Origin of the sequence: Oscillatoria sp. FACHB-1407, from assembly GCF_014697545.1 — a bacterium.
Classification (GTDB): domain Bacteria; phylum Cyanobacteriota; class Cyanobacteriia; order Elainellales; family Elainellaceae; genus FACHB-1407.
The window spans coordinates 604209-628156 of record NZ_JACJSA010000002.1; the positions used below are offsets into that span (position 1 = coordinate 604209).

Annotated in this window: 30 protein-coding genes; 16 read left to right on the forward strand and 14 right to left on the reverse strand. The window is 50.6% G+C overall.

What is annotated here, in order from left to right:
- Window positions 1-100 precede the first annotated feature (100 nt).
- From H6G89_RS05785 to puuE, 5 genes are all read right to left on the reverse strand, one after another.
- Window positions 101-1675: an Hsp70 family protein gene (locus H6G89_RS05785; RefSeq protein ID WP_190504296.1), complete on the reverse strand. Its 1575-nt coding sequence runs from the start codon at window positions 1673-1675 to the stop codon at window positions 101-103.
- A gap of 70 nt (window positions 1676-1745) precedes the next feature.
- Complete coding sequence (locus H6G89_RS05790) at window positions 1746-1901, reverse strand: hypothetical protein (RefSeq protein WP_190504297.1); 156 nt, start codon at window positions 1899-1901, stop codon at window positions 1746-1748.
- A 13-nt stretch (window positions 1902-1914) separates the two neighbouring features.
- Window positions 1915-2469, reverse strand: a complete 555-nt coding sequence (locus H6G89_RS05795; protein ID WP_190504298.1) for a nucleotide exchange factor GrpE — start codon at window positions 2467-2469, stop codon at window positions 1915-1917.
- Entirely contained in the window at window positions 2466-2678 is a 213-nt protein-coding gene (locus H6G89_RS05800) for a DUF2997 domain-containing protein (protein ID WP_190504299.1), read from the reverse strand. Before H6G89_RS05800 ends, H6G89_RS05795 begins: the two co-directional genes overlap by 4 nt.
- A 34-nt stretch (window positions 2679-2712) precedes the next feature.
- Window positions 2713-3639: an allantoinase PuuE gene (gene puuE / locus H6G89_RS05805; RefSeq protein ID WP_190504300.1), complete on the reverse strand. Its 927-nt coding sequence runs from the start codon at window positions 3637-3639 to the stop codon at window positions 2713-2715.
- A gap of 12 nt (window positions 3640-3651) precedes the next feature.
- On the opposite strand from puuE, the gene H6G89_RS05810 reads away from it, so the two are divergent.
- Window positions 3652-3813 (forward strand): hypothetical protein, encoded by a 162-nt coding sequence (locus H6G89_RS05810; protein WP_190504301.1) that lies wholly within the window; start codon window positions 3652-3654, stop codon window positions 3811-3813.
- Between the two features lie 48 nt (window positions 3814-3861).
- Window positions 3862-3984 (forward strand): hypothetical protein, encoded by a 123-nt coding sequence (locus H6G89_RS35595; RefSeq protein WP_255519371.1) that lies wholly within the window; start codon window positions 3862-3864, stop codon window positions 3982-3984.
- On the opposite strand, the gene H6G89_RS05815 is transcribed toward H6G89_RS35595, so the two are convergent.
- On the reverse strand, window positions 3981-5231 hold the full coding sequence (locus tag H6G89_RS05815) for a Zn-dependent hydrolase (RefSeq protein ID WP_190504302.1): 1251 nt from the start codon (window positions 5229-5231) through the stop codon (window positions 3981-3983). The two genes, H6G89_RS35595 and H6G89_RS05815, sit on opposite strands and share 4 nt — an antisense overlap.
- 149 nt (window positions 5232-5380) lie before the next feature.
- Here H6G89_RS05815 and H6G89_RS05820 point away from each other — a divergent pair, with 149 nt between their 5' ends.
- Window positions 5381-5779, forward strand: coding sequence for an allophanate hydrolase-related protein (locus tag H6G89_RS05820; protein WP_309229637.1), 399 nt, complete (start codon window positions 5381-5383; stop codon window positions 5777-5779).
- Complete coding sequence (locus H6G89_RS35600) at window positions 5749-5874, forward strand: hypothetical protein (RefSeq protein WP_255519372.1); 126 nt, start codon at window positions 5749-5751, stop codon at window positions 5872-5874. Before H6G89_RS05820 ends, H6G89_RS35600 begins: the two co-directional genes overlap by 31 nt.
- Before the next feature lie 271 nt (window positions 5875-6145).
- On the opposite strand, the gene H6G89_RS05825 is transcribed toward H6G89_RS35600, so the two are convergent.
- Window positions 6146-6826 carry a GntR family transcriptional regulator gene (locus tag H6G89_RS05825; protein ID WP_190504304.1) on the reverse strand — a complete coding sequence of 227 codons (681 nt, stop codon included), beginning with the start codon at window positions 6824-6826 and terminating at the stop codon, window positions 6146-6148.
- Between the two features lie 269 nt (window positions 6827-7095).
- Here H6G89_RS05825 and H6G89_RS05830 point away from each other — a divergent pair, with 269 nt between their 5' ends.
- Window positions 7096-8532, forward strand: coding sequence for a hypothetical protein (locus tag H6G89_RS05830; RefSeq protein WP_190504305.1), 1437 nt, complete (start codon window positions 7096-7098; stop codon window positions 8530-8532).
- 213 nt (window positions 8533-8745) lie between these two features.
- Entirely contained in the window at window positions 8746-10215 is a 1470-nt protein-coding gene (locus H6G89_RS05835; protein WP_190504306.1) for a hypothetical protein, read from the forward strand.
- A gap of 250 nt (window positions 10216-10465) precedes the next feature.
- Here H6G89_RS05835 and argF read toward each other — a convergent pair whose 3' ends face one another.
- Entirely contained in the window at window positions 10466-11392 is a 927-nt protein-coding gene (gene argF / locus H6G89_RS05840) for an ornithine carbamoyltransferase (protein WP_190504307.1), read from the reverse strand.
- Between the two features lie 273 nt (window positions 11393-11665).
- On the opposite strand from argF, the gene H6G89_RS05845 reads away from it, so the two are divergent.
- Window positions 11666-12967: a DEAD/DEAH box helicase gene (locus tag H6G89_RS05845; protein ID WP_190504308.1), complete on the forward strand. Its 1302-nt coding sequence runs from the start codon at window positions 11666-11668 to the stop codon at window positions 12965-12967.
- A 23-nt stretch (window positions 12968-12990) separates the two neighbouring features.
- On the opposite strand, the gene H6G89_RS05850 is transcribed toward H6G89_RS05845, so the two are convergent.
- Window positions 12991-13344 (reverse strand): VOC family protein, encoded by a 354-nt coding sequence (locus H6G89_RS05850; protein ID WP_190504309.1) that lies wholly within the window; start codon window positions 13342-13344, stop codon window positions 12991-12993.
- 292 nt (window positions 13345-13636) lie between these two features.
- On the opposite strand from H6G89_RS05850, the gene H6G89_RS05855 reads away from it, so the two are divergent.
- Window positions 13637-14077: a hypothetical protein gene (locus H6G89_RS05855; protein WP_190504310.1), complete on the forward strand. Its 441-nt coding sequence runs from the start codon at window positions 13637-13639 to the stop codon at window positions 14075-14077.
- Between the two features lie 28 nt (window positions 14078-14105).
- Window positions 14106-15032, forward strand: coding sequence for an RluA family pseudouridine synthase (locus H6G89_RS05860; RefSeq protein WP_375539682.1), 927 nt, complete (start codon window positions 14106-14108; stop codon window positions 15030-15032).
- 46 nt (window positions 15033-15078) lie between these two features.
- On the opposite strand, the gene H6G89_RS05865 is transcribed toward H6G89_RS05860, so the two are convergent.
- Entirely contained in the window at window positions 15079-15216 is a 138-nt protein-coding gene (locus H6G89_RS05865; protein ID WP_190504312.1) for a hypothetical protein, read from the reverse strand.
- Between the two features lie 66 nt (window positions 15217-15282).
- Between H6G89_RS05865 and H6G89_RS05870 the strand changes: the two genes are divergently transcribed.
- The 3 genes from H6G89_RS05870 to H6G89_RS05880 are packed head-to-tail and all read left to right on the forward strand — an operon-like array spanning window position 15283 to window position 17583.
- On the forward strand, window positions 15283-17061 hold the full coding sequence (locus H6G89_RS05870; protein WP_190504313.1) for a PQQ-dependent sugar dehydrogenase: 1779 nt from the start codon (window positions 15283-15285) through the stop codon (window positions 17059-17061).
- Between the two features lie 42 nt (window positions 17062-17103).
- Window positions 17104-17277: a hypothetical protein gene (locus H6G89_RS05875; RefSeq protein WP_190504314.1), complete on the forward strand. Its 174-nt coding sequence runs from the start codon at window positions 17104-17106 to the stop codon at window positions 17275-17277.
- A gap of 33 nt (window positions 17278-17310) precedes the next feature.
- Window positions 17311-17583 carry a (2Fe-2S) ferredoxin domain-containing protein gene (locus H6G89_RS05880; protein WP_190504315.1) on the forward strand — a complete coding sequence of 91 codons (273 nt, stop codon included), beginning with the start codon at window positions 17311-17313 and terminating at the stop codon, window positions 17581-17583.
- Here the strand turns inward: H6G89_RS05880 and H6G89_RS05885 are convergent.
- Window positions 17530-17685 carry a hypothetical protein gene (locus H6G89_RS05885; protein ID WP_190504404.1) on the reverse strand — a complete coding sequence of 52 codons (156 nt, stop codon included), beginning with the start codon at window positions 17683-17685 and terminating at the stop codon, window positions 17530-17532. The genes H6G89_RS05880 and H6G89_RS05885 overlap by 54 nt on opposite strands.
- A 138-nt stretch (window positions 17686-17823) precedes the next feature.
- Here H6G89_RS05885 and H6G89_RS05890 point away from each other — a divergent pair, with 138 nt between their 5' ends.
- Together H6G89_RS05890 and H6G89_RS36200 are read left to right on the forward strand one after the other, a co-directional pair.
- Window positions 17824-18882 carry a 1-acyl-sn-glycerol-3-phosphate acyltransferase gene (locus H6G89_RS05890; protein WP_309229641.1) on the forward strand — a complete coding sequence of 353 codons (1059 nt, stop codon included), beginning with the start codon at window positions 17824-17826 and terminating at the stop codon, window positions 18880-18882.
- Between the two features lie 9 nt (window positions 18883-18891).
- A complete protein-coding gene (locus H6G89_RS36200; protein WP_309229642.1) occupies window positions 18892-19245 on the forward strand; it encodes a hypothetical protein in 354 nt (117 codons plus the stop codon).
- A 5-nt stretch (window positions 19246-19250) separates the two neighbouring features.
- On the opposite strand, the gene H6G89_RS05895 is transcribed toward H6G89_RS36200, so the two are convergent.
- The 3 genes from H6G89_RS05895 to H6G89_RS05905 all read right to left on the reverse strand — a co-directional run bounded on the left by H6G89_RS05895 (window position 19251) and on the right by H6G89_RS05905 (window position 22322).
- Entirely contained in the window at window positions 19251-20693 is a 1443-nt protein-coding gene (locus H6G89_RS05895) for a glycoside hydrolase family 13 protein (protein ID WP_190504316.1), read from the reverse strand.
- A gap of 14 nt (window positions 20694-20707) precedes the next feature.
- Window positions 20708-21595, reverse strand: a complete 888-nt coding sequence (locus H6G89_RS05900; protein WP_190504317.1) for a C1 family peptidase — start codon at window positions 21593-21595, stop codon at window positions 20708-20710.
- Window positions 21596-21737: 142 nt separating this feature from the next.
- The gene (locus tag H6G89_RS05905) at window positions 21738-22322 is read right to left on the reverse strand and encodes a hypothetical protein (protein ID WP_199336538.1); all 585 of its coding nucleotides are present in this window, start codon (window positions 22320-22322) and stop codon (window positions 21738-21740) included.
- A 147-nt stretch (window positions 22323-22469) separates the two neighbouring features.
- On the opposite strand from H6G89_RS05905, the gene H6G89_RS05910 reads away from it, so the two are divergent.
- Together H6G89_RS05910 and H6G89_RS05915 are read left to right on the forward strand one after the other, a co-directional pair.
- A complete protein-coding gene (locus tag H6G89_RS05910) occupies window positions 22470-22820 on the forward strand; it encodes a DUF565 domain-containing protein (RefSeq protein WP_190504318.1) in 351 nt (116 codons plus the stop codon).
- A gap of 8 nt (window positions 22821-22828) precedes the next feature.
- Entirely contained in the window at window positions 22829-23923 is a 1095-nt protein-coding gene (locus tag H6G89_RS05915; protein ID WP_190504319.1) for a glycerate kinase, read from the forward strand.
- The last annotated feature ends 25 nt before the right edge of the window (window positions 23924-23948 follow it).

Below are 23948 nucleotides of genomic sequence, written 5' to 3' on the forward strand. Positions count from 1 at the left end.
TGATGTCTTTTACTGGTGTCTCTTAACAGCCTCAGCAGCAGAGAGGATTACTCCTAACTCTCTGCTGTCTTTCCTCATCTCCAACCTGCTTCAAGCGAGACTATTTCAATTTGGCGATCGCCCCCTTTTCCAACAGCAGTTTGTCGGTCAGCAAATCTCGAATGGTAGCCACCAGAACCCGTTCTTCGTTGACTTCAAATTTCACCGAGAGGCGATCGATCCCTGTCTGTCCAGGTGGGTCGAGGTGAGCGATGCAAACTTCCTCTCGATTGCTTTCCAGCGATCGATAGGTTTCCAGGCGGTTGAGGCTGCTGCTGGTCATTCTGCCTTGGGCGTCGTAGCTAACTTCTGCCTGAGCGATATCTGCCACTTCGCCGATATCCAGACGAATCTCGTGCTGACCTGGAGTAGCAACCTGTAATGTCAGGGATTCAGCCCGCTGACAGGGATAGCGAGTGCCCCGCTCAAACAACGGAAAGTAAGAATAGGTGCGAGTGTAGGGTTCCCACAATCGAATGGCATAAGTGTGATGCAGATAGTCGTCAATATCAGCCAGTTGGGTCAGAGCCAGAGCACCGTGAGCGATCGCCTCAAAAGGTTTGTCAAACTTTACCCGTTGCCGCCCAAAGTAAGACAGCACCAACTGTTGCACCGCAGGCACCAAACAACTGCCACCGACGAGTAACACCTGCTCAATGTCAGATTTATGAATTCCCTTACTCAACGCGATCGCCAACACATCGTCTAATGCCTGTCGCAGGTGTTCGAGAAATTGCTGAGTTTCCAGAATTTCCTCTAGGCGATCGCGGCTAAAACTGATGTCATAAGCTGTAAAGGTTTCCTCATCGAGCCAACTCTCTTTGGCTTCCGCTGCACCTGACAATCGGATTTTCAGGCGTTCGGCGATCGCCAACAAGTTCTGCCAACCCACCGCCCCAACGACTGCTCGCGATGACCCAATCTGCCTTAGATAGTCCTCCACAATCCACTGGTCAATATCTTCACCACCGACATAGGCATCTGACTTTGCCAGCACCTCCGCCTGTTGTACCCTATCACTTCCAGTGGTAGCAGCAGTGCGAACCAGGCTCAAATCCAGCGTGCCTCCACCCCAGTCAACCACTAGCACTAGTGACCCCGGATGCTGCACGGCATAGCCCAATGCTGCTGCTGTAGACTCATCTATCAGGCGCACCTCTGGGATGCCCAGTGTTTCGGCAACCTGGCGAAACCAATCCAGATACCGCTCAAAAGCTCCCACTGGAATCGTGAAAATCACCTGCGATGGGGCGATCGCCTGTTGTTGGATTTGTTCCCACAAGTGTTGCAGAAACCGCTCTGAAACAGTCTCTACAGTGTAGGTCTGGTCGTCCAGATAGCGAGGTGGTGGTTGAAAATCTGCTACTAAATCGCGCTTAAAGGCTTTGAACAGGCGATCGGGCTGAGCCAACCCCAACCGTTGCGATCGCACCTGTTCACCGAATGCCCACTGGTCGCCTTTGACAAACACCAACGACGGCACTACAGGAATCTCCTGTACTTCTCCCTTTGCATTAGTTAATTTGAACAGCCGAGAGATGCCCGGAAACCGCAGCGTTTTGGGCTGTTGGGTGTCGGGTTCCAACAGGCTAACGACTGTGTTGCTGGTGCCGAAGTCAATGGCGATCGCAGTCATGAGGAGGGGAGTGGGGAGTAGGGAATGGGGAGTGGGGAGTGAAGGAATAGGGGAGTGGGGAATGGGGGAGTCAATAAAGTTTTAAGTTGGCTGAGATTGAGCACCCGCAACCATTAACCATTAACCACTGACTATTGACCATTAACCATTGACCATTAACCATTAACCATTGACCATTAACCATTAACCATTGACTATTAACCACTGACCATTGACCATTGACCATTGACCACTAACCTCTAAACCTGCCCCGGCAACGTACGACTGACCTTAGCAGGACAAAGAATGCGATTGCCCTGACGATAACCCACAAAGCGAACGTAAACGGGTTCACCTGCGGCTAAATCATCCGTATCGGGCTGATGCAATTGGGGATCGTAGGGCACAGCCTCCCAGGGAGCACCAATAGGTTCAATTTGCCAGGCTTCTAGCAGGTTCTCCAGTGGAGTAAAGAGAGCTATCAAATTTTTGGCGGGCAGATCGGGTTTGGTTTCTGCCATCTTCCGAGCGGTAGGATAGCTGATCAGTAAGGATTGCAGTTGTTCAAAGGTGGAATTTTGCCAGTCGGTGAGGAGTTGAGTCTGTTGTTGTTGGAGTTCTTGACGCAGTTGCACACACTGTTGCTGGAGCGATCGCACCTGATCAGAGTCCGTTGATGGGATGCTGGATTGCGTCGTTTGAAGAGCAGACTGGCTGACTTGGCTGCCTGTCCGTTTACCCAACAAACTCAACACAAAAATAATGCTGCCAATACTCAAGACGCTACCGAACCAAACCAGATTGGAATCACTCATAACTGCGACAAATACTGCGTTTCGTCCGTCAACTCGGTTTCTTCTGTCTCGTAGTATTCCGGCAACAATTCGCGTGATTCAACGGTGCCCAGTGCCTCCTCCAGGTTGGCAGTGGCAAGGGTGCAATGGGTTCCAGTCGCATTGAGAACGGTTTCAATTACCTGACCGTCTTTGCCGATGCGGTACTCAATCTGTTGATATTCAGCCATAGCCCAATCTGTGGATGATTACGCTTTCATCCTATCAAGCTGACTTGTCAATAGGGGAAGGTTTGTGGTGTTCGTGCCAGTGTTTGGCGATGTCGATGCGACGGCACAACCAGACGCGATCGCGCTGTTGCACATAGTCCAGGAATCGAGCCAGGGCAGCGGCTCGTCCCGGTCTACCGACTAGGCGACAGTGTAACCCCACACTCATCATTTTGGGAGCGGTTTCGCCTTCCTCGTACAGCACATCAAAGGCATCGCGCAGATAGGCAAAGAACTGATCACCAGAGTTAAAGCCTTGCGCTGTGGCAAACCGCATGTCGTTGTTGTCGAGCGTGTAGGGGATCACCAGATGGGGTTTGCTGTAGTCATAGACCCAGTAGGGCAGATCATCGGCATAGCTGTCGGAGTCGTAGAGAAATCCGCCTTCTTCGACGACCAGTTGGCGGGTGTAGGAACTCGTGCGTCCGGTGTACCATCCCAACGGGCGACTGCCTGTGACTTGCGTGTGAATGGCGATCGCCTGTTGCAGGTGTTCGCGTTCTGCCGCTTCTCCAAAATATTTGTAGTCAATCCAGCGATACCCGTGACTGGCGATCTCCCAATCGGCAGCAAGCATGGCAGCAACGGCTTCGGGGTTGCGCTCTAATGCCATTGCTACTCCATACACCGTGACGGGAATGCCTCGCTCGGTAAACAGCCGATGTAACCGCCAAAAGCCTGCACGACTGCCATATTCATAGCAGGACTCCATATTCATGTGGCGCAATCCCTGGAGGGGTACGGCTCCCACAATCTCGGACAAAAACACCTCAGAGCTTTGGTCGCCATGGAGAATACAGGTTTCGCCCCCTTCCTCGTAGTTGATCACAAACTGCACGGCAACACGAGCCTGTCCCTCCCATTTCGGGTCAGGGGGATGCTGTCCATAGCCAATCATGTCACGGGGATAGGGGGAAGTCATGGTTAGTCGTTGGTGGGAAGTAGGGAGGGTGAAGCGACGCGATTAATCGCATCTGTGCGGAGTGGTGGGGGTGAAGCGACGCGATTAATCGCGTCTGTGCGGAGTGGGGAATGGGGAGTGGGGAGGAGTCAAGGGTCAATGGTTAATGGTCAATGGTTAATGGTTAATGGTTAATGGTTAATGGTTAATGGTTAATGGTTAATGGTTAATGGTTAATGGTTAATGGTTAATGGTCAATGGTTAATGGTCATTGGTCATTGGGGAGTGGGAGATGATTCATTAACAATGCCGCAATGTCCTTTTGCTCATCCACGCATCTACCCATCTACCCCTTTACTCTCCTAACATTCATATAACCCATCGAGCATTAGCAATGTGTGCAGTAAGACGTTTGCGCCCTGGGTACATTGTTCAGGTGAGGTATATTCTGCCTCAGAATGGCTCACGCCTGACTGACTGGGCACAAAGATCATCCCCATGTCAGTAATGCGTCCCAGTTCCATGGCGTCATGTCCGGCTCGACTGGGTAGATGACAATAGCTGAGATTCAGATTTTGGCAGACGGTTTCGATCGCCCCCTGGACATGAGGTGCGGCTAGCGTCGGTTCCACCTCCAGCAATGGTGTGATTTGAATGGTGGTATTGGTTTCAGTGGCGATCGCCTCAATCTGCTGTTGCAATTGATGCATCATCTCCGTCAGGCAAGTATGGGAGAGATCGCGCATGTCCACCGATAGCTCCACCTGCCCCGGCACAATGTTGACAGCGTTGGGGGAAACGTCCAAATAGCCCACGGTGGCGACGGGTTGACTGGGCATCTGACGGGCAATTTCCTGCACGGCCAGAACGATTTTTGCGGCTGCAACCAAAGCATCCTGGCGCATATCCATTGGGGTCGTTCCGGCATGGTTGGCTTGTCCGAAGACGGTAATGGATTGGCGATGCATCCCCACGACACCCTGAACCACGCCAATGTCAGTGCCCAACCGTTCCAACACGGCACCCTGTTCGACGTGGAGTTCGACAAACGCGGCAATGTCAGAACGCGATCGCTGAGCCGTTGCCAGAGCATCCCAGTTGCCTCCTAGTGTCTTTAAGCAGGTCTGGATAGAGTTGCCGATTGCAGGCTGATAGCGGTCTGAAGACTGGAGCAGGGCAGTTCCGGCGATCGCCTGACAACCAATCATAGTTTTCTCTTCATCGGTGAAGATAATCACCTGAATGGGATGATTTAGCCGCAGGTTATTTTCCTTCAGGGTTCGTACGACTTCAATCCCTGCCAGCACTCCCAAAACGCCATCAAATCGCCCTCCAGAGGGAACGGTGTCAATATGCGATCCGGTTGCTAATGCGGGTGCGTTATGGAGTCCAGCATAGGTGCCAATCAGGTTGCCAGCGGCGTCAATGTGGACGGTCATGCCTGCCTCCACCATCCACTGCTGCACAAAATAGCGAGCTTGCAAATCTTCGGAGGTAAAGGCAAGGCGGCAAATGCTGCCAGAGGGTTGTTTGCCAATCTCAGCTAGACGATCGATGCTGTCGTTGAGGCGATCGCCATTCACACTGAGTTTTGGGAGAGTTGCCGTCGTCATTTGCGTTGTTTGGAGTAGGTGAGATGCAGTATGCTGTATACATTGTATGCTGTATACAATTAGATTGCTACAGAGTATCGTATCGTAATCACAAAAACCGTTTGCGAAGATACGATTCTGCAAGAAATGACGTTATGGGAGGAGTGACTGTGAGCCAATCAACTGGAACAACACGAGTGTTTATTTGTGGGTCTGCCCTACGAGGTCAACCCGACCATCAAAATCTGCAATCGGCAACGTTTGTTCGAGCCGCGAAGACCCAACCCCTTTACCGTTTACATGCTGCTGCCGATGGTTGGCATCCCGCTATTTATGCGGTGGAAGAAGGTGGCATCTCGATTCCCGGTGAGTTGTATGAACTCTCTGCTGAGCAGTATGACTATTTGGTGTCAACGGAACCACCCAACATGTATCCCAGTGAGGTGCTGTTAGAGGATGGTACAACGGCAATCGCGATGCTTTATCCAAAGGAATTAGTCGAGAAATATAACTGGCCTGACATTTCGGATTTGGGGGGTTGGGCAGCGTACAAGGCGAGTCAGGCTTAGTCAGTGGTCAATGGTCAATGGTTAATAGTCAATGGTTGATAGTTAATGGTCAATGGTCAATGGTTAATGGTCAATGGTCAATGGTCAATGGTTGATAGTTAATGGTTAATGGTGACTAATGGATTGAGGTGGAAATTTACACACCATTGCTAGTGCAGCGTCACACCTTATTCTTAGGATTGTCAGTGTGAGCGTCTCGCTCACGCGCGAGCAAGATGCTCAAACTACCCTCGCTTTTAACGGTGACAAAGCACTAGCCCAAGCGAATGATTAATGACTAAATCACTAGTGACCAATATAGAAATGGTATGTGAACTTGCACCTCAACGTACGGGTTGCTGGTCAGTTACTCAAGCTGATTAATAGTTAATTTTGCCGTTGAATTTCTTGCACCACTCTGGCTTTACTGGCTGTTAAATGAGTCACGATCGCCTCTACAGCAGTCGCGCTATCATGTTGAGCGATCGCCTCGTAAATCTGCCGATGTTCTAAGCGAATGTTGAGTACTTCGGGGTTGCGACGCAATGTTTGAATGCGTAACAACGACATAGCATCAAAGACATTTTCGAGTAGAGAAATGAGTCGTTTATTTGCAGAGCTTTCTGCAATTAAATGATGAAACTGATAGTCTAAATCCAGTAATTGAATGAGTGCAGGTTGTGTTGTGCTGCGCTCTAATGATTCAGCTTGATTAACGTACTTTTCGAGTTTTTTGAGTTGAGTTTTTGTGATGTTTTTACACGCCTCTGCGACGGCTAACTGTTCTAAAGCAAGACGACAATCGTACAGGTGAATGGCATCTTCAGCAGAGATCGTGCTAACTCGCAAGCCGCCGTTCGGTTCAGCCGTTACTAACCCCTCGCGTTGTAATTGCCGTAAGGCTTCTCGTAGAGGAGTGCGGCTGACCTGCAACCATTGCGCGAGTTGAGTTTCAACAAGGCGATCGCCCGGAGCCAGCTCACCCGACAAAATGCCAGTCCGCAAGGCTTGATAAGCTTGCTCATGAAGCGATTTGGCACGTTGGAGCGGTTGGGGAGACAGAGTCAAAGTAAGAATCAGGTTTAGAAGGAGTGATGTCTGAAAAGCCTGTTAACACTATAACAGATGGCAATTGCCCCTCCTAATCTCTCATCCCTTTGGTCAGAGGAGGTTGAGTGGGGGCAGATGGATAGCCTTCAAAAATGGAATTTGTATTACGCCGCACTCTTAATAAGAGGTTAGGAATTAAATCTGGTGGTTTTTCCTGGTTGTGTCGTGAAATTCTGTATGTGTAAAAAGAGGAATATTCTTTATCAACCGTTGAGGGGTCGCCAGGGATGGTTACTACACCAGCCAAACTCAAGTCACACGCTATCTCCTGCGACATTGCGGGTCAATCAGGAAATAGTGTGACCACATCCACCCCTCAGATAGCCAGTCCTCCTGTTGTGAACACAACGTCGGTTAGAGTCTTTACTAGCCCCAAACGCTCTAATCGCCTGGCGCAGACAAGCCAAGTGCCCCCATCGTCACGCGCTGGTGGATGGGGATGCTCCCTGAAACAACACCACACGATCGCGATCGCCGGGGTCGCAATTGCTGCCAGTTCGGTTGGGTTAGCAGACGTCTTGATGCAGCCTACCCCTGAATATGAAGGACGCTTTCAGATCACAACCAGTGATCCTGTCTCTGCTACGGATGCTGAAGCCGCAACCCAGTCCCAATCTTACTCGGCGATCGCCCCTCCGACGACTAGCCTGGAACAGCACTTGCAGGTGTTAACCAGCGCAGCCATGCTAGAACCTGCGATCGCCCAACTTCAAGCAGAGGGAATCGACGTTGACTATCCGGCGTTGCTCAACAATCTGAAAGTCACTCCAACAAGTGACCCTGATGTGATTGAGATTAGTTATCGAGCGAGGGATACTCGGCAGCTACAAGCGGTTTTAGAGACGGTGGCAGCGATCTACACCAGTCAGCCTGAATCGTGTCTGACGCAGACCTGTCATAGTCTGGAATTTATCAAAACCCAGTTGTCATCCACTCAAGCTCGGATTGCAACCCTGCAAGACAATCTGGCTCACTTTCAACAACAGCATCAGATCTCCCACCTGCAAGTACGGCAACAGCAAACGCTAGCTCTCAAGACCCGACTGGGGCGACAAATGGAGCAAAATCAAGCCAAACTGGATGCAACCCGTAAGCAAGTTGAGCGGTTAGAAACTCAGCTAGGACAGGATGCCCATCCCTTTAGTGCCACTGATTTGTTAGCCCAGAGCACCCAATACCAACACTGGATGGAGCAACTGCGGACAGTGGAGCAGTCGATGACAGAAGAACTGCAACAACCGCAGATTCGGCAAGACTATTTGCGATCGCTGTACGCGCAATATCAAGCTCTTTTATCGCAACTCAAAGCGGAAACGAATCGAGTTTCAACGCAATTTATCCTGACCTATGTGTTGGGTCAGCCAACCCCTCTAGCCCGACAAATCTCGGATGTGCAGCAATGGGTTGAAGTGACTCACGAGGTTGAAATTTTACAGCTCTATCACCACAGAATGGCGCAACTCGATCAAACCCTTGATCAACGTCTGGCTGAGATATCACCTGCGTTAGAGCAATACGCTCATCTACAGCAACAGTTGCAGGATGCGAATCGCCTTTTAGAACAGTACTCTGCCCAACGCCAACAATTAGAGACGCTTGTTGCCGCAGAAAACTCATGGGATTTGGTGTCACCCCCAGAGGTGTTGCAAGCACAACTCCAGTAACTCTATCCTTTGTACCCCCTTGTACTGAACTAGCTGGCACACTGCTGTAGAACAAGCCTTGGAATAATGTAAAACCTCTTGACGTTATTATCTGATTGAGGTAAATAGTCGCCCGTTTTTTTTCCTGGTTCTCTGACGAAACCCTGTATGTTTGGGAAGAAGTCCGTTAAAGCTGAATTAACTCGCCTTTAAACATTTAAGGGGTTATTAGGGATGGTAGCTACACCAGTCGAACCCATTTTGCAGGTTGGCTCTTGTGACGTTGATGTAGTTTCGCCTGATGCGCCAGTGAATAGCTGGTTGCAGGCTCTCAAACAGCATCAAACGATCGCGATCGCGGGTGTTGCAATCGCCGTTGGTTCGGCAGGGTTAGCAAAAATCCTAACGCAGCCTATTTCTCAACACGAGGGACGATTTTACCTGACAACCAGTGCAGCAACCTCCGCAACCGATACTGTTGCAGTAGCGACTCAATCTCAGTCCTATTCTGCGATCGCTCCTCCGACTATCAATTTAGAGCAGCGAATGGAGGTATTGACTAGCCGCACCATGCTTGAATCGGCGATCGCTCAGCTACAAGCTGAGGGTATTAATATTGACTACACATCACTGGTCAATCGTCTCAAAATCGCTCCAACCAACAACCCCAATGTAGTTGAAGTCAGCTATCACACCAATGACGCTAAGCAACTGCAAGCGGTTTTAGAGACGATGTCTGAGGTTTACACAAATGATAACGAGTCTTGCATAGCTCAGGCCTGTCATAAACTTGAATTTATTGAAATGCAGATGTCCTCGATTCAAACTCGCATTACGGCATTGCAAGCCAATGTGAATCAGTTTCAACAGCAACACCAAATTTCAAAACTGCAAGCTCAACAGCAGCAAACTCTGGCACTCAAAACCCAACTCAATCAACGAATTGCGCAAAACCGAGCCAAATTAGAGGCAGCCCGCAAACAGGTCAATCAGTTAACACTACAACTGGGACAGCAAGCCTATCCCTTTAGTGCCAAGGGTTTGTTAATGCACAATACCCGCTATCAGGTGTTGATGGAGCAATTGCGATCAGTAGAGAATTCGATTGCAGAAGAACTGCAACAACCTCAAATTCGACAAAATCATTTGCAACCGTTGTACGCGCAATATCAAGCCCTTTTGGCACAACTGAAGGAGGAAACGAATACTGTTTCTAACCACTTCATCCTCAACTATGTGATTGGTCAACCAACTCCTTTAACAAGTCAGCTTTCAGATGTGAAGCAATGGGTCGAGGTTACTCATCAAGTTGAGATTTTGAGCTTACATCAACAAACACTGGATCAGTTAAATCGAATTCTTAATCAACGTACTTCACAACCAGCGATCGCATTAGAACAATACGCTCACCTACAACGGCAGTTAGACGATGCAAATGAACTGCTTGAGCAATACTCGGCTGAGCGGCAATACTTGGAAGCTCTGACGGGTTTGGAGAATTCATGGAACTTAGTGGCACCTCCAGAGGTTTTACAGCCAGAAGTAAGGCAGCATGTTGAGTTCACAACTCATCCAGGACGCAGTGTTGGTTTGGGATTGTTGTTGGGGGCGTTGTTGGGAGTTGGAGTGGCAGCTATCACAGACAGACGCGATGACTCCAGAAGCGAATTTGCCTCACACCGCCACCCATTTCTCAGCCAATAGACCTCACTCACATCCAGCGACCGTGTATACACAAGTTCTCTCAGCCCCCTAAATCCCCCATTCTGGGGAACTTTGGAGCTATATGAGGCGGATCGGAAGCCCCCCAATTTTGGGGGGTTGGGGGGCAAATGCAGGATTTTGAGGTTGATACAAGAGATATGTATACACTGTAGATCACAACAAGGGAGGTAGATGGGCACTCAGCATACCTGCCTCCCTCAAGCAAAAACTAAACTGCCAAAAACTGGGATTAATCCGCCCCTAACAGACTTACCAACAGGGCTTTTTGGGCATGAAGACGGTTTTCGGCTTGATCCCAAATACGAGACTGCTCGCCTTCCATAACGCCTTCGGTAATTTCTTCGCCACGATGAGCAGGCAGGCAGTGCAACACGATCGCCTTCGGGTCTGCATAGGATAACAACGTTTCATTCAGTTGATAGGGTTGAAACACCGGAATCCGAGTGGCGGCGAGGTCTTCTTGCCCCATACTGGCCCAGACATCGGTGTAAAGCGCATGAGCTCCTTTTGCCGCTACGACCGGATCATCCGTAATTAGAACTTGGGTGCGATCGCCCGCGATCGCCTGTGCTCGTGCCACAACGGCAGGATCAGGCTGATAGTCAGGTGGGCAGGCAATTCGTACGTTCATGCCGACGAGAGCGCATCCCAATATCAGCGAGTGAGCGACATTGTTGCCATCCCCTACGTAGGTCAGGGTCAACCCTTCTAAACTGCCAAACTCCTCCTGCACCGTGAGCAGGTCTGCCAGTGCCTGACAGGGGTGCTCTAAATCCGTTAGCGCATTGATCACGGGAATTTTGGCGTAGTGAGCAAAGGTTTCGATCTCAGCCTGAGCAAAGGTGCGAATGGCTACAATATCGAGGTAGCGATCGAGCACTCGCGCCGTGTCGATGGTTGGCTCTCCTCGGCTAACCTGGGTGACACTGGCATTGAGGTCGAGCACTTGCCCTCCGAGTTGGTAGATTGCCACTGAAAAGCTGACCCGTGTCCGGGTGGATGCTTTTTGAAACAGTAATCCCAAAACTTTGTTACAGCGTGGATTAACTTGTTTTGACTTGAGTTGCGCTGCTAATGTTAACAGAGCAAGCGTCTCGTCGGTTGTTAAATCAGCAAGGCTCAGCAGATCTCGCCCTTTCAGTGACTCTACACTCATCTCAATACTGTTTTAAAACTGCCCTAAAACCCTACCAGATCTTGCTCACTCAGCACAGTTATTCTAGAACAGCACACCTTTCTTTTCAGATACCAACTCTCAATTTTTGTAAGGTTCTGTTAGGATGAGATTCTGCCAGTGCATTCCGGTCTGTTGCTGGCGTTTAGAAACGGGTTCAGCGAACCACGCACCTAAAACTACAGAATTCCTGCTCTTAGACTGGTCCCAGCATTTCCTGTGGGGTAGGGGCACCATTCGGAGCAATTAGCATCCATGACATTTCAAACTCTCGGTCTGACGACCGATCTGCTTCGTGCTGTAGCGGAAGAGGGCTATACAGAGCCAACTCCAATTCAACAGCAAGCGATTCCTGCGGCGTTGCAAGGGCGTGATATCTTGGCGAGTGCCCAAACAGGAACAGGCAAAACGGCGGGTTTTACGCTGCCATTGTTGCAACGGCTCAGTGCCAGCAAAACTGCGAATGGACGACGTTCACCGCGTGCGCTGATCTTGACCCCAACTCGTGAATTGGCGGCACAGATTGGCGATAGTGTGAGAGCCTATGGCAAATATCTGTCACTGCGATCGACCGTCATTTATGGCGGGGTTGGGATGGAACCGCAAGTTCAAACCCTCCGCAAAGGCATTGATATTCTGGTTGGAACCCCAGGGCGATTGCTCGATCACGTGACGCAACGCACGTTGGATCTCTCTCAAGTCGAGATTTTGGTGCTGGATGAGTGCGATCGCATGTTGGATATGGGCTTTATCCATGACATCCGCAAAATTTTGGCAAAGCTGCCTGTTGAACGGCAAACGCTAATGTTTTCTGCCACCTTTAGTAAGCCAATTCAAACGCTGGCAAATACGCTGCTCGATTCGCCTGTGTTGATCGAAGTAGCCCCACGCAACACGGCGGCTGAACAAGTGGAGCAGGTGGTTCATCCAGTCGATCGCGATCGCAAACGCGAATTATTGTCTTATCTGATTGGGTTTCACAACTGGAGACAGGTGTTGGTGTTCACACGCACCAAACATGGAGCTAATCGACTGGCTGAGCAGTTGGCAAAGGATGGGCTGAAATCCACCGCGATTCACGGCAACAAAACCCAAGCCGCACGGACTCGTGCCCTCAACGACTTCAAGCAAGGCAAAGTGCGAGTTTTGGTCGCAACGGACGTGGCATCGCGTGGGTTAGATATTGACCAACTGCCCCACGTGGTCAACTTTGAATTGCCTAATGTCCCAGAAGATTACGTTCACCGTATCGGTCGCACGGGTCGAGCAGGCAATGAAGGACGGGCAGTTTCCCTAGTTTGTGCTGACGAATATCCACTGCTCAAGGACATCGAGCGATTGCTCAAACAAACACTACCTCAGGATGTGGTTGTTGGGTATGAACCGACATCTACAACTCCCTCTGTGGGCACTTCTTCGGCAAATCAGGGGCGATCGCCTCACGGGGGAAGGCAGAAAACAGGAGGTAGCGGTTCGGTAAGCTCACCAACTCGACAGAAATCAGGAGGCAGACCTCGGCGCGATCGCGGTCGAACGCAAGCAGAAGGCAGGAGATAGAAGAGGTGAAACAGAGTGCAGGCTTATAGATCTTTTTTCATCTGCACTACACAGAACCGATGCCCTGTTGGAGCCTCCATCACCCACCAGCTAGGCATCTGTTTTACGCGAGTTGCACCCAATTCCTCCAATCGCTGCACCTCTGCCTCGATGTTGTCGGTTTCAATATCGAGGTGAACTCGACCGGGATGATCAACCTTTTGCAACTCAATGTAAGGTTCATTGGGATGAGTCATTAATGATCGATAATTAGCCTCTTCGGGAGCGGTTGAATGTTTGATCGGATAACCGAGTGCCTGGCTCCAAAATTTGGCAGCTTGATCGAGAGCATCCGTTTGACAATCAATGATGAAACCTGCTAGCTGGCTCTTATGCATAACAACAGTCCTCTTTGAATGAATTCAGTTGCGATCGCTCAAATGATGAGTCATACCCAGTCCCAAAATGAGAACCATAAACACAGTAGGGGTGTTTCGCCAAACGCCCTTACAAAACATTGATGTGTAGCCAAAATTTAGAGAAACGGTATCGGGGTTGCACAAGCTCTTCTCAATTCTAATCAGATCATTTCTATAGGCTTTCTTAAGTCAGACACCCGTGTAGTGATTCCTGATGCATTGAGAACGCTATACTTTGCAAGTGTGTTTGCTGGCTGGAGCATGACGCTGCATGACCTATTCCCTGGATGAAACGCTCTCGGTTGAGGTCGCTCAACAGATCAAAAGTAAAGCTAAAACCCCATTTGAAAATGCCCATCGAGCCGCACTCGCAACCGATGGAGCCACTTACGTTCAAGGGTTTGCCATCCTGGCGGGCAAATCTGCCAAAATCATTGAGCATGGCTGGATTGAGGTGGGCGATCGCGTGATTGACCCAACGTTTCCCTATCTCAATAAATCAGCCAAAGATGTGCATTACTTTGGGGCACAACGGCTGAGTGTCAAGCAACTCAAAGCGGCGATCGAAGAGGCTCAAGAAGACTATCCAGAGGACCCGCCCCTGCCCGTGTATGGCAGCCAACCCTACGAGTATTACGGGGATGTGATGTTGGGTGGCAAGGAATACATGGAGGCATACACGCTGGCTCAGGCAACCTTGAAAGCTCTGTAAAATTTGGGGTTGCAAGTGGATGGTTGGCTTGACTGACTCAATTGATGTCCAAGTGAATGGCGGTAGCGAACGACTCGATCGCTTTTTGGCAGATCAACTCCCCGATCTGTCGCGATCGCGCCTGCAAAAGTTGATTGAGCAGGGGCAAGTCTGGGTCAACGGGGAAGTGTGTACCTCCAAGAAGGCAACGGTGCAATCGGGCGATCGCATTCATGTTGAGGTTCCCCCGGCAGTTCCGTTGGATCTGCAACCGGAATCCATTCCCCTCGATATTTTGTACGAGGATGATGACCTCCTGATTCTCAACAAACCCGCTGGGTTGGTTGTGCATCCCGCCCCCGGACACGCTGAGGGAACCTTGGTGAATGCCCTATTGGCACACTGCCCCAATTTAGTAGGCATTGGGGGAGTGCAGCGTCCGGGAATCGTGCATCGATTAGATAAAGACACGACTGGGGCGATCGCCATTGCCAAAACGGATCAGGCGCATCATAGTTTGCAAGCCCAGTTCAAAGCCAAAACCGCCCGACGAGACTATCTAGCCGTGGTGTACGGTGCTCCCAAAGGGGAGAGCGGCACGATCGACTTACCGATTGGGCGACATCCCGTCGATCGCAAAAAGATGGCGATCGTGCCTGAGGAGAAGGGAGGTAGACGCGCCGTAACCCATTGGTTAGTGAAAGAGCGGTTGGGAAACTTTACGCTAATACGGTTTCAACTCGAAACGGGGCGAACTCATCAGATTCGAGTCCATTCGGCTCACATAGGGCATCCGGTCGTGGGTGATCCAGTCTATGGAGCAGGGCGATCGGTCGGAGTCAACTTACCCGGACAGGCTCTCCACGCCTGGAAGTTGACCCTGCAACATCCGGTCAGTGGTGAGTGGATTGAGGCGATCGCCCCTCCTCCAGAAGTGTTTACAAAGTTGCTGACTGTGTTGCGGCAGAGGATGTAGGGGAAATAGGGAGTGGGGAATAGGGAGTAGGGAGTGGGGTGTGGGGCTAGGTGAGTGGATGGGGTGAAGGAGTAGAGGAGTAAGGTAAAAAATAACCATTGACGCTTAACCATTGACCACTGACGCTTAACCAGGCAGAGGTTTGGAACTTTTGTAAAACTTTGGCGGATTTTGAAACTCTCATCTGTAATGGAAGTCATATCGCAGATGGCTTCATCAGAAGAATGCTGAATTTACAGCAGGAGTCGGTATGGCTAGAGATAGGGCGGGTAATCGATTGCGGGCTGCCAGGTCAATTAATGCGATCGCCAGAGATCAAGTCTTTCGGGATGTGATTGGCGGTGGTGATTCCAACGACTTCTATCGAGTTCGCCTCGATCGCACCACTAGCCTCAACCTCGAACTCAGTGGGTTGACGACGAATGCGAATCTGCAACTTTTGAATCAACGAGGACGGGTGCTTCAAACTTCTGCCCGTCCAGGCAATCGCCCCGATTCGATCTTTCGCACCCTACTGGCAGGAACTTACTTCATTCGCGTGTTTGGTGGGCAACGAGGAACGCGGTACGCCATGAAGCTCTCAGCTTATGCCGATGCAGCAGGTGATACTCTCTCATCGGCTCAAGATCTGGGGATAGTTGGCAATGCCTCAGTGCAAGATTGGGTGGGTAGGAGCGATCGCAGCGACTATTACAAATTCAGCGTTGCCAGTGCCAGTCAACTGACCGTTGGACTGAGCAACTTAGCATCTGATGCCAATATCCAACTCTTGAGCGGCGATGGCTCTGTGTTGCAGGCTTCTACCAATCCAGGCACAACGACAGAAGCAATCAATACTTCACTCGCTGCCGGAAATTACTATTTGCATGTCTTTCCCGGCACTCCTACTGCCAGTACTAGCTATCAACTGTCTGTGGCTGCGACACCGAGTTCCAGCCCAACCCCCACAACACCATTTCCCACTGGCATTACGCTTCAGCCCGTGATTACAGGGTTGAATCAACCTGTTTACGTTACCCATGCCGGAGATGGTACTAACCGCCTGTTTATCGTGGAACAGGACGGACAAATTCGCATTTTGCAGAATGGTTCCCTATTACCTACCCCGTTTCTGGATATTAGCGATCGCTCCCTCAACGTGGGTGAACAAGGCTTACTGAGTGTTGCCTTTCCCCCCGATTACGCTAACAAGGGGCACTTCTACGTCTACTACACCAACAACGCAGGTAATAACGTTGTGGCTCGGTATCGCATCACCTCTGCCAATGTAGCTAATCCAAACAGTGAGGAAATTGTTTTACCGTTGAACCATCCTACCTATGCCAACCACAACGGTGGACAACTCGCCTTTGGTCCCGATGGCTTTCTCTACATTGCTACAGGGGATGGGGGTGGCGGCGGTGATCCCAACAACAATGCTCAAACGGGCACGTCCTTATTAGGGAAACTGCTACGAATTGACGTTGAATCTCCCGGTGTAACAACCTACACGATTCCCAGCAGCAACCCCTTTACGGCAACCAATGATCCGAGCAATGCCTTCCGCGACGAGATTTGGGCATATGGACTGCGGAACCCCTGGCGGTTTTCGTTCGATCGCCAAACGGGAGATCTCTACATGGGTGACGTGGGGCAAGGTGCGCTTGAAGAAGTTAACTTCCAGTCTGCTAATAGCCCTGGAGGACAAAACTATGGCTGGCGACTGATGGAGGGATCACAACGCTACAACAACTACGCTGGTAGCATTGCAGGCTTAACCCTACCCGTCGCTGAATATGGTCGCTCCCTTGGCAGTTCAATCACGGGAGGTTTTGTTCATCGCAGTTCCGCCAACCCTACTTTGCAAGGAGTCTACTTCTATGGTGACTTCATCACAGGCAGGGTGTGGGGTCTGCGTCGCAACGGCAACTTGTGGGAAAACGGCTTGCTAACCGACACCGACTACAGCATCTCAACCTTTGGGCAAGATGAGCAAGGGAACGTGTATCTGGCAGATTACTCAGGGGGGCTTTATAGAATTGGAGCTTAGAGAGTGCTGAGGGCTGAGTGCTGAGTTAACGGTCAATCGTCAATGGTCAGGCGTCAATGGTTGATGGTCAGTAGTCAATCGTCAATTGTCCATGGTCATTTGATTTACTCTGCACTCCCTCCCTTACTTCCCATTCCCCTTGCAGACGCGATAAACCACGCCTCTCCCGACTCCCTATTCCCCACTCCCTACTCCCTTTCTGACCGTTTGTCATAATTGAAGGGTGACACTTCGTGTAGGGTTTTCCCTTTGAGAACTGTTTTAATTTGCCAGAGCAAAGCCTGCCGCAAAGGCGGTTCCGCAAAAGTTTTAGCTGCTTTTCAAAACGCTCCAGTTGCTGATGTTGAAGTGATTGCAAGTGGTTGTTTAGGGCAGTGTGGCAGTGGTCCGATGGTGTTGATTCTGCCTGATGAGATTTGGTATAACCGGGTTTCGCCAAAGGAGGTATCTGCGGTAGTCGATCGCCACCTACATCACGGAGTTCCCGTAAAAGCGATGCTTTACCCCAAGTTTCATGGGTGAGGAGCGATCGCCATGCTCGTCATACTTGCCCGTCCAAACGAGTTCTGATTGCAGGGGCGATCGCAAATCAGCAGTATCTGAATTGTTGGAAGGCTCGTTCATCGCTGTGCTTGAGAGAGCAACCGTCTGAGCCAAATTATAACAATTGCTTTTCTACTCAAGGACTGTCCTAATTGACCCCTAAAACGGAATCAAACTGAGTAATCTTGTGGAATAGTTTTATACCCTTACCTGGTTCTCATGGCTACTCTCGCAACTCAAGCTCAACCCCCTCTGGCGTTTATTCCCCCAGCGTTTGACCCCCTGGTGTTTCGAGGAGTGCGATCGCTGATGCCCTGGTATCGGCAGTGGGGTGCCCATGTGAGCCAGATTGACCTTGAAAATGTCGAGAGCCTGGTGGAGCATTATCGCCAATTTCAGGAGGGCAAAACTCGATTTTTGTTGGCATTTCGCCATCCCAGCACTAACGACCCACTGTGTATGGCGCATCTACTGTGGGAAGCCGTTCCCCGTGTGGCTCGCCAAAAAGGAATTCGCCTCAATGCCGCTCGTTGTCATGCCCACTTCATTTACGATCGCGGCATTCCGCTCTGGGCAGGTCAAGCCGTCGGGTGGCTCTATTCCCGATTGGGTGGTATTCCCATTCGTCGGGGCAAAGTAGATTTGATGGCGTTGCGCTCGATTCGCGATCGCTTTGTCAACGCAGACTTTCCTATCGCTGCTGCACCAGAGGGAGCTACTAATGGGCACAACGAAATTGTCAGCCCTATTGAACCGGGCATTGCTCAGTTTGGCTTCTGGTGTATTGAGGACTTATTGAAAGAGGGGCGATCGCAGCAGGTTCTCATCATCCCGATTGGCATTCAATATCACTACATCGCTGCACCATGGGCACGGATCAATCAACTGCTCTATCAACTGGAATTGGAAAGTGGTCTAGCGACCCAGATGGAATTGCCTGACTTGCAAGATGGAGCCACCTTGACGGCTGAACAAGAATCAGTCCTCTATCAACGGCTCTATCGCCTTAGCGAACATTTGTTGACCTTGATGGAAGAGTTTTATCGCAAGTTTTATCATCAGCCGATTCCCGCAAAACCCCAGGAAATAGCCAATGGGCCTACCTCAGCGCAATCTGCTAACGAGCAATTGGCTGCTCGACTGCAAACGTTGCTCAACACCGCGTTGGCCGTTGCTGAACAGTTCTTTGCCCTCTCACCAAAAGGCTCCCTCACCGATCGCTGTCGTCGCTTAGAGCAGGCGGGGTGGGACTGGATCTATCGCGAAGACTTCAAGTAGATTGAAGCTTTGCCCCCGGTCGATCGAGGATTGGGCGATCGCATTGCTGAGGAAACCAACTTGCGACTCTGGCACATGCGTCTGGTCGAGAGTTTTGTCAGCGTCACCGGGCGTTATGTGCGCGAAAAACCAACGGTCGATCGCTTTGCTGAAACCCTGTTACTGCTGTGGGAGACGATCGCCCGCCTCACCAACAAACCCTCGTTTCCGCGCCCTTATCTGGGGAAACAACGAGTTCGGATGACGGTTGGCGAACCCTTAGATATTTCTGCCCGTTGGGATGCCTACCAGGCTAATCGTCGTCAAGCTGTAACCACGCTGACGCAGGACTTGCAAAACGCTCTAGAAGCGATGATCCGATAGTTTTCTCATACTCCGATCAGACCCGATCGCGCAGGTAGAGAGAGAGAGAAATAATTGCCTTCGTGGGCGATCGCCCCTGACCCAAACACAACTCGGCTAGAAGTAATCGCCTCATCCAGGCCAAAGCGAACTTGGGCAGGTTCTGTGCCGGTATTGACGGCAACAATCACGGTTTCGGTATCTAGCGATCGCGCAAACACATAGACATCGCCCTGAGCCAACAGCACTCGATAACTCCCTGTGCGGAGAGCCGAATATTGATGCCGCAAGTGAATCAACTGCCGATGACAGTTCAATACCATTTGATTCCATTGGGCTTCGGCAGGAAAAGCACGACGACTATCAGGGTCGAGTGCCCCCGGTAGCCCTACTTCATCACCGTAATAGATGCTGGGTGCGCCAGGAAAGGTTAACAACAGTAAGGTTGCCAACTCTACACTGGCGATATCTTCCTGGGCGATTGTTAACAACCGTGCCGTGTCGTGACTGGCAAGCAGGTTAAGCTGTGTCAGTTGAATCTCCCAGGGATAGAGTTGCAGCAATGCCTCAATTTTTTGCGCGTAGCCCTCGGCAGATAGGGCAGGAAAGGGCTGATAAGACGGATCTCGGAATTGGCTACGGTCAACGCGATCGCCCGCAGTAAAGGCGATCGTGGGTGCCGCAAACAGGTAATTCATCACGCCATCAAACTGGGTGCCATCGAGCCAATGCCGTGCATCCTCCCAGATCTCGCCAACAATGTAAGCCTCTGGATTAATCGCTTTGACCCGACTACGAAACTCTTGCCAAAAGCCAGGAGCGGTGATTTCATTCGGCACATCTAACCGCCATCCATCAATGCCACACCGCAGCCAAAACTCTGCCACTTCCATCAGATATTCTCGCACGGCAGGATTCTCGTGATTGAACTGCGGTAGGGCGCGATTGCCCGCCCACCCAACATAATTGGCTGGAAGACTGCCATCGTATGCAGAGAGAGGCCAACCCTCAATCTTGAACCAGTCAAGCCAGGGAGAATAGGGACCGTTTTCGAGAATGTCGTGAAAGAAGAAAAACCCGCGACTGGCATGATTAAACACGCCATCCAACACGACTCGAATGTTTCGCTGATGAGCCGCTTCCAGCAATTTCTCAAAGGCTAAATTGCCCCCTAACAGAGGATCAACCTGGTAATAGTCGTGGGTGTGATAACGATGGTTGCTCGCTGACTGAAAGATGGGGGTGAAATAGATGGCGTTGATGCCCAGGTCTTGCAGGTAATCGAGCCGTTCGATCACCCCCCACAGATCTCCTCCTTTGTAGCCTTGCAACGTGGGTGGGTTTTCCCATGCCTCAAAGGGAATGGTACTCAAAAAGCGGCGCAACGGTTGCACCCCTTTCGAGAAGCGATCGGGAAAGATTTGGTAGAAGACTGCCTGTTTGACCCAATCGGGTGTTTGAATCGACATGGTAGAGGTGGATGCTAACTGTCAGACAAAAACGGCTCTGTATCAACCCATTCGGCTTTGAGCAGCGACCACCAATCATCTGCCAGTCCTTTGGCAACATACTCATAGGGTAACCAGCCATAGCCGCGATCGCCCCACGATTCGCCCCACGAGTTGCGAATTAGAAACGCCCCTTTGCTGGTGCTACCACCGGGGTTGGGATTGGTAATGGTGATCTTGTCGTCATAGCCCACGGCGACAACCGCATGTCCGCCTTCTAGTTTCTCGCGGCTTGACGGGAAAGGGATCTTCCCATCGACAGCATCCCAAAGCGAACTATAAACGGAAAATCCAAACATGGAGGGAATATTGCAGGACAGCAAATCCTTGATGCGGATAACCAACTTATCTTTGGGATAGCCCGGTGGATCGAGCCGAAAATAACTGATTGCCTGATAGTTTTGAGCAAAGGCGTAACAAAAAGCAGGAGGTTCTTCGTCATACTTTTCCAGGTCATCGGTGTATGCCCAATATTGCTCTGGGGGCACGCCAAACAATGCCATTGCCCCAATCGTGGTTCTTAAAAAAGCTCCCGTATCCCCCTCAAAATTCAGCAATTTGCGGGTGACTTTGTAGAGAAATAAACGCGAAGCATCAATGTGCTTGCCACAAGCTCGTTTCTCAAAATATTCCACCAGAGCTACTCCCGCGTTGGCAGTGCAGGAGCCAATACCGCCCTGGTCTTCAATCGGGGGAAACCAGGCTCTGAGATCAACCGATGAAGGGAGATCTTTTTTTGCCAGTTTTGTCGTGGGGGCTACGCCGACTTTATCAAGCAGGGGTTGAATTGTGTCGTGTTCTGGAGTGTAGTCTCTAAAGTCGGGATAATCGCGCAGCCAACCCAGGGGTAACTTTTTAACCATGTCTATTTCCTATAACTCAAGTTGATCGTCAGTCACTTGTGAAGAGCCTGACAGTACCCATGTGTGTACTTTTTAGCGTAGGAATAATAAACATAGTCGTTGAATTCATGATCTTTAACGACCCGCGATTTAGACAAGAAACCTACTGGATCTCTGGTTGCAAAATTAGTTGCCACTCGCTGACGTTGTTGTCCCACACGGGGGCGATCGTCTCACCGACCACATAGGGACCCCAATAGCGACGAGAACCATCTTGAGCAAACGCCACCAATATATCTCCGGTTTGCAGCTTTAGCTCAGCAGTCGGGAGGGACAAAATCAATCCTTTTGTGCTGCCCTCATTGGGTGCAAAATCCCAATGGACAGGCTCACCGTACCCTGTGCTATTAGGCTCTGATTCAACATCATTTCGCGTTCGTTGATAGAGCAATGCAACCCGAATCGGATGCTCGGTCTGATTGCTGACCCGCAAGTTCCCTTGGCGAAATGCCTGTGAGGTGGGAGTCGGTTGGGGAGTTGGTGTCGAGCTTGGCGTGGGAGTGACGGATGGCGTCGGAGTGGTGGGACGATCTGCTGACGGAGAGGGGGTTGGTTGTGTTGTCGGTTGATCAGAGGAGGGAGATTCGACTTGAACTGTAAAATTAAAACGACTGAGGAGCAATACAATGAGTCCTAGCCCTAACAACCCTAGGATGATGAGATACAGTCTAAGTCTGGTTTGTTTCATTGGTCTCATCTCCCATCGTCACCCTCATCTCTACTCTAGTCAATTGCTGGCGAGTTATGGCCATCTCACCCGATCGATTCGCAAGTCAATTCTCTTTTTGTAGAGTTGGAAGAGGAGTTTGGGTTTATCTGAATTGGAACTGACAGTATGCAAAACACACGCTTGAATCGTATTGTGGATGCTGTTTTAGAGCGATCGTTTAGCTGGTTGCGTAACCCCTGGCGACGAGTGTCTCTGGTGATGATTAGCGTGCTATTTGGCAATTTTTTAGCTACGGCAATTTCTACCGTTTCGGGGCAAAACGCCGATTGGGATATTGTTGCAGCGGTGGTGTTGGTGGGATTTACTGAGATTAGTAGTTGGTTGGTGTATCGTCCTCAACCACCCAGAACCTCATCAAACAATCCACAGCGCGGCATTTTTTTAGACATTCTCAACGGCATTAAGATTGGGTTAATCTATGGCTTCTTTATTGAGGCGTTTAAGTTGGGTAGTTAGGGACACCGATGACGGAACGAGGCGATCGCGACAGTCAACTCAATACCCTGCTTCGGTCTGTTCTAAATGAACCGAGACTGATAGCCACATTACGAGATGCTCTGGTTCAACATCTGCTCGTCGCTCCGCAAGAGTGTGAAGCGTTTGGGGTGACAGCAAACACCGCAGAGGCAACAGTCATAGAGCGATCGCACCTGTTGCGTCAGATCTACCCTCAAGTTCAACAAGTTTGGGGCGATCGCCCCCTCCATCAACAGCCTCTGGAAACGTTGTGGCGGCTCTGGTTACCCCTGGCTCTGCAACTCGCGACCATGCAGGACAAACTCGATCGCCCCTTGATTCAGGGCATCTTGGGTGGACAGGGTACAGGCAAAACAACCCTGGCTGCAATGCTGAAACTTATTTTGAATCAGATGGGAAAACAGGTCTGTTGTTTATCCCTGGATGATCTCTACAAAACCTATGCCGATCGCCAGCAATTGCAGCAGGCTGATCCTCGATTGCGTTGGCGCGGACCCCCCGGCACTCATGATGTAAACTTGGGGTTGCAGGTGTTGCAACGCTTACGACAAGGCTATTTAACGGAACCCATTGAGATCCCACGGTTCGACAAATCAGCCTGGAATGGCATGGGCGATCGCACGACTCCTGAGCGTGTTTCCTCAATCGATATCTTGCTCTTTGAGGGATGGTTCGTTGGAGTTCGACCCACCGACCCATCTGCCTTTGACACGGCACCATCACCCATCGAAACTGAGAGCGATCGCCAGTTTGCCCGTGATTGTAATGCTCGGTTGCACGACTACGTGCCCCTGTGGGATCAACTCGATCACCTGATGGTGCTCCATCCGACCGACTATCGACTCAGCCAACAGTGGCGACGTGAGGCTGAACAGCAAATGGTTGCCTCCGGGCGTTCGGGGATGAGCGATGACGAGATTAACCAGTTTGTTGAATACTTCTGGCGATCGCTCCACCCGCAGCTATTTATTGAACCATTAGTGCAAGAGGCGATCGTGGATCTGGTCGTGGAAATTAACCCCGATCACACCGTTGGAAAAATCAGAGGAAGAGAGAAAAAAGAAAATTTTTGCCTCTCGTAACAAAGCTCTGCCTTGTTATGCCGTG

What these genes read in the sequence shown, in the direction of transcription:
- H6G89_RS05915 (WP_190504319.1), top strand. Translation starts at nt 22,829, where the DNA reads ATGACGGAACGAGGCGATCGCGACAGTCAACTCAATACCCTGCTTCGG.
- H6G89_RS05850 (WP_190504309.1), bottom strand. Translation starts at nt 13,344, where the DNA reads ATGCATAAGAGCCAGCTAGCAGGTTTCATCATTGATTGTCAAACGGAT.
- H6G89_RS05785 (WP_190504296.1), bottom strand. Translation starts at nt 1,675, where the DNA reads ATGACTGCGATCGCCATTGACTTCGGCACCAGCAACACAGTCGTTAGC.
- H6G89_RS35595 (WP_255519371.1), top strand. Translation starts at nt 3,862, where the DNA reads ATGGTTAATGGTCAATGGTTAATGGTCATTGGTCATTGGGGAGTGGGA.
- H6G89_RS05865 (WP_190504312.1), bottom strand. Translation starts at nt 15,216, where the DNA reads ATGAGAGTTTCAAAATCCGCCAAAGTTTTACAAAAGTTCCAAACCTCT.
- puuE (WP_190504300.1), bottom strand. Translation starts at nt 3,639, where the DNA reads ATGACTTCCCCCTATCCCCGTGACATGATTGGCTATGGACAGCATCCC.
- H6G89_RS05905 (WP_199336538.1), bottom strand. Translation starts at nt 22,322, where the DNA reads ATGAAACAAACCAGACTTAGACTGTATCTCATCATCCTAGGGTTGTTA.
- H6G89_RS05910 (WP_190504318.1), top strand. Translation starts at nt 22,470, where the DNA reads ATGCAAAACACACGCTTGAATCGTATTGTGGATGCTGTTTTAGAGCGA.
- H6G89_RS05800 (WP_190504299.1), bottom strand. Translation starts at nt 2,678, where the DNA reads ATGGCTGAATATCAACAGATTGAGTACCGCATCGGCAAAGACGGTCAG.
- H6G89_RS05900 (WP_190504317.1), bottom strand. Translation starts at nt 21,595, where the DNA reads ATGGTTAAAAAGTTACCCCTGGGTTGGCTGCGCGATTATCCCGACTTT.
- H6G89_RS05855 (WP_190504310.1), top strand. Translation starts at nt 13,637, where the DNA reads ATGACCTATTCCCTGGATGAAACGCTCTCGGTTGAGGTCGCTCAACAG.
- H6G89_RS05815 (WP_190504302.1), bottom strand. Translation starts at nt 5,231, where the DNA reads ATGACGACGGCAACTCTCCCAAAACTCAGTGTGAATGGCGATCGCCTC.
- H6G89_RS05795 (WP_190504298.1), bottom strand. Translation starts at nt 2,469, where the DNA reads ATGAGTGATTCCAATCTGGTTTGGTTCGGTAGCGTCTTGAGTATTGGC.
- H6G89_RS05845 (WP_190504308.1), top strand. Translation starts at nt 11,666, where the DNA reads ATGACATTTCAAACTCTCGGTCTGACGACCGATCTGCTTCGTGCTGTA.
- H6G89_RS05870 (WP_190504313.1), top strand. Translation starts at nt 15,283, where the DNA reads ATGGCTAGAGATAGGGCGGGTAATCGATTGCGGGCTGCCAGGTCAATT.
- H6G89_RS05885 (WP_190504404.1), bottom strand. Translation starts at nt 17,685, where the DNA reads ATGAACGAGCCTTCCAACAATTCAGATACTGCTGATTTGCGATCGCCC.
- H6G89_RS05835 (WP_190504306.1), top strand. Translation starts at nt 8,746, where the DNA reads ATGGTAGCTACACCAGTCGAACCCATTTTGCAGGTTGGCTCTTGTGAC.
- H6G89_RS05790 (WP_190504297.1), bottom strand. Translation starts at nt 1,901, where the DNA reads ATGGTCAATGGTCAATGGTCAGTGGTTAATAGTCAATGGTTAATGGTT.
- H6G89_RS05895 (WP_190504316.1), bottom strand. Translation starts at nt 20,693, where the DNA reads ATGTCGATTCAAACACCCGATTGGGTCAAACAGGCAGTCTTCTACCAA.
- H6G89_RS05890 (WP_309229641.1), top strand. Translation starts at nt 17,824, where the DNA reads ATGGCTACTCTCGCAACTCAAGCTCAACCCCCTCTGGCGTTTATTCCC.
- H6G89_RS05830 (WP_190504305.1), top strand. Translation starts at nt 7,096, where the DNA reads ATGGTTACTACACCAGCCAAACTCAAGTCACACGCTATCTCCTGCGAC.
- argF (WP_190504307.1), bottom strand. Translation starts at nt 11,392, where the DNA reads ATGAGTGTAGAGTCACTGAAAGGGCGAGATCTGCTGAGCCTTGCTGAT.
- H6G89_RS05875 (WP_190504314.1), top strand. Translation starts at nt 17,104, where the DNA reads ATGGTCAGGCGTCAATGGTTGATGGTCAGTAGTCAATCGTCAATTGTC.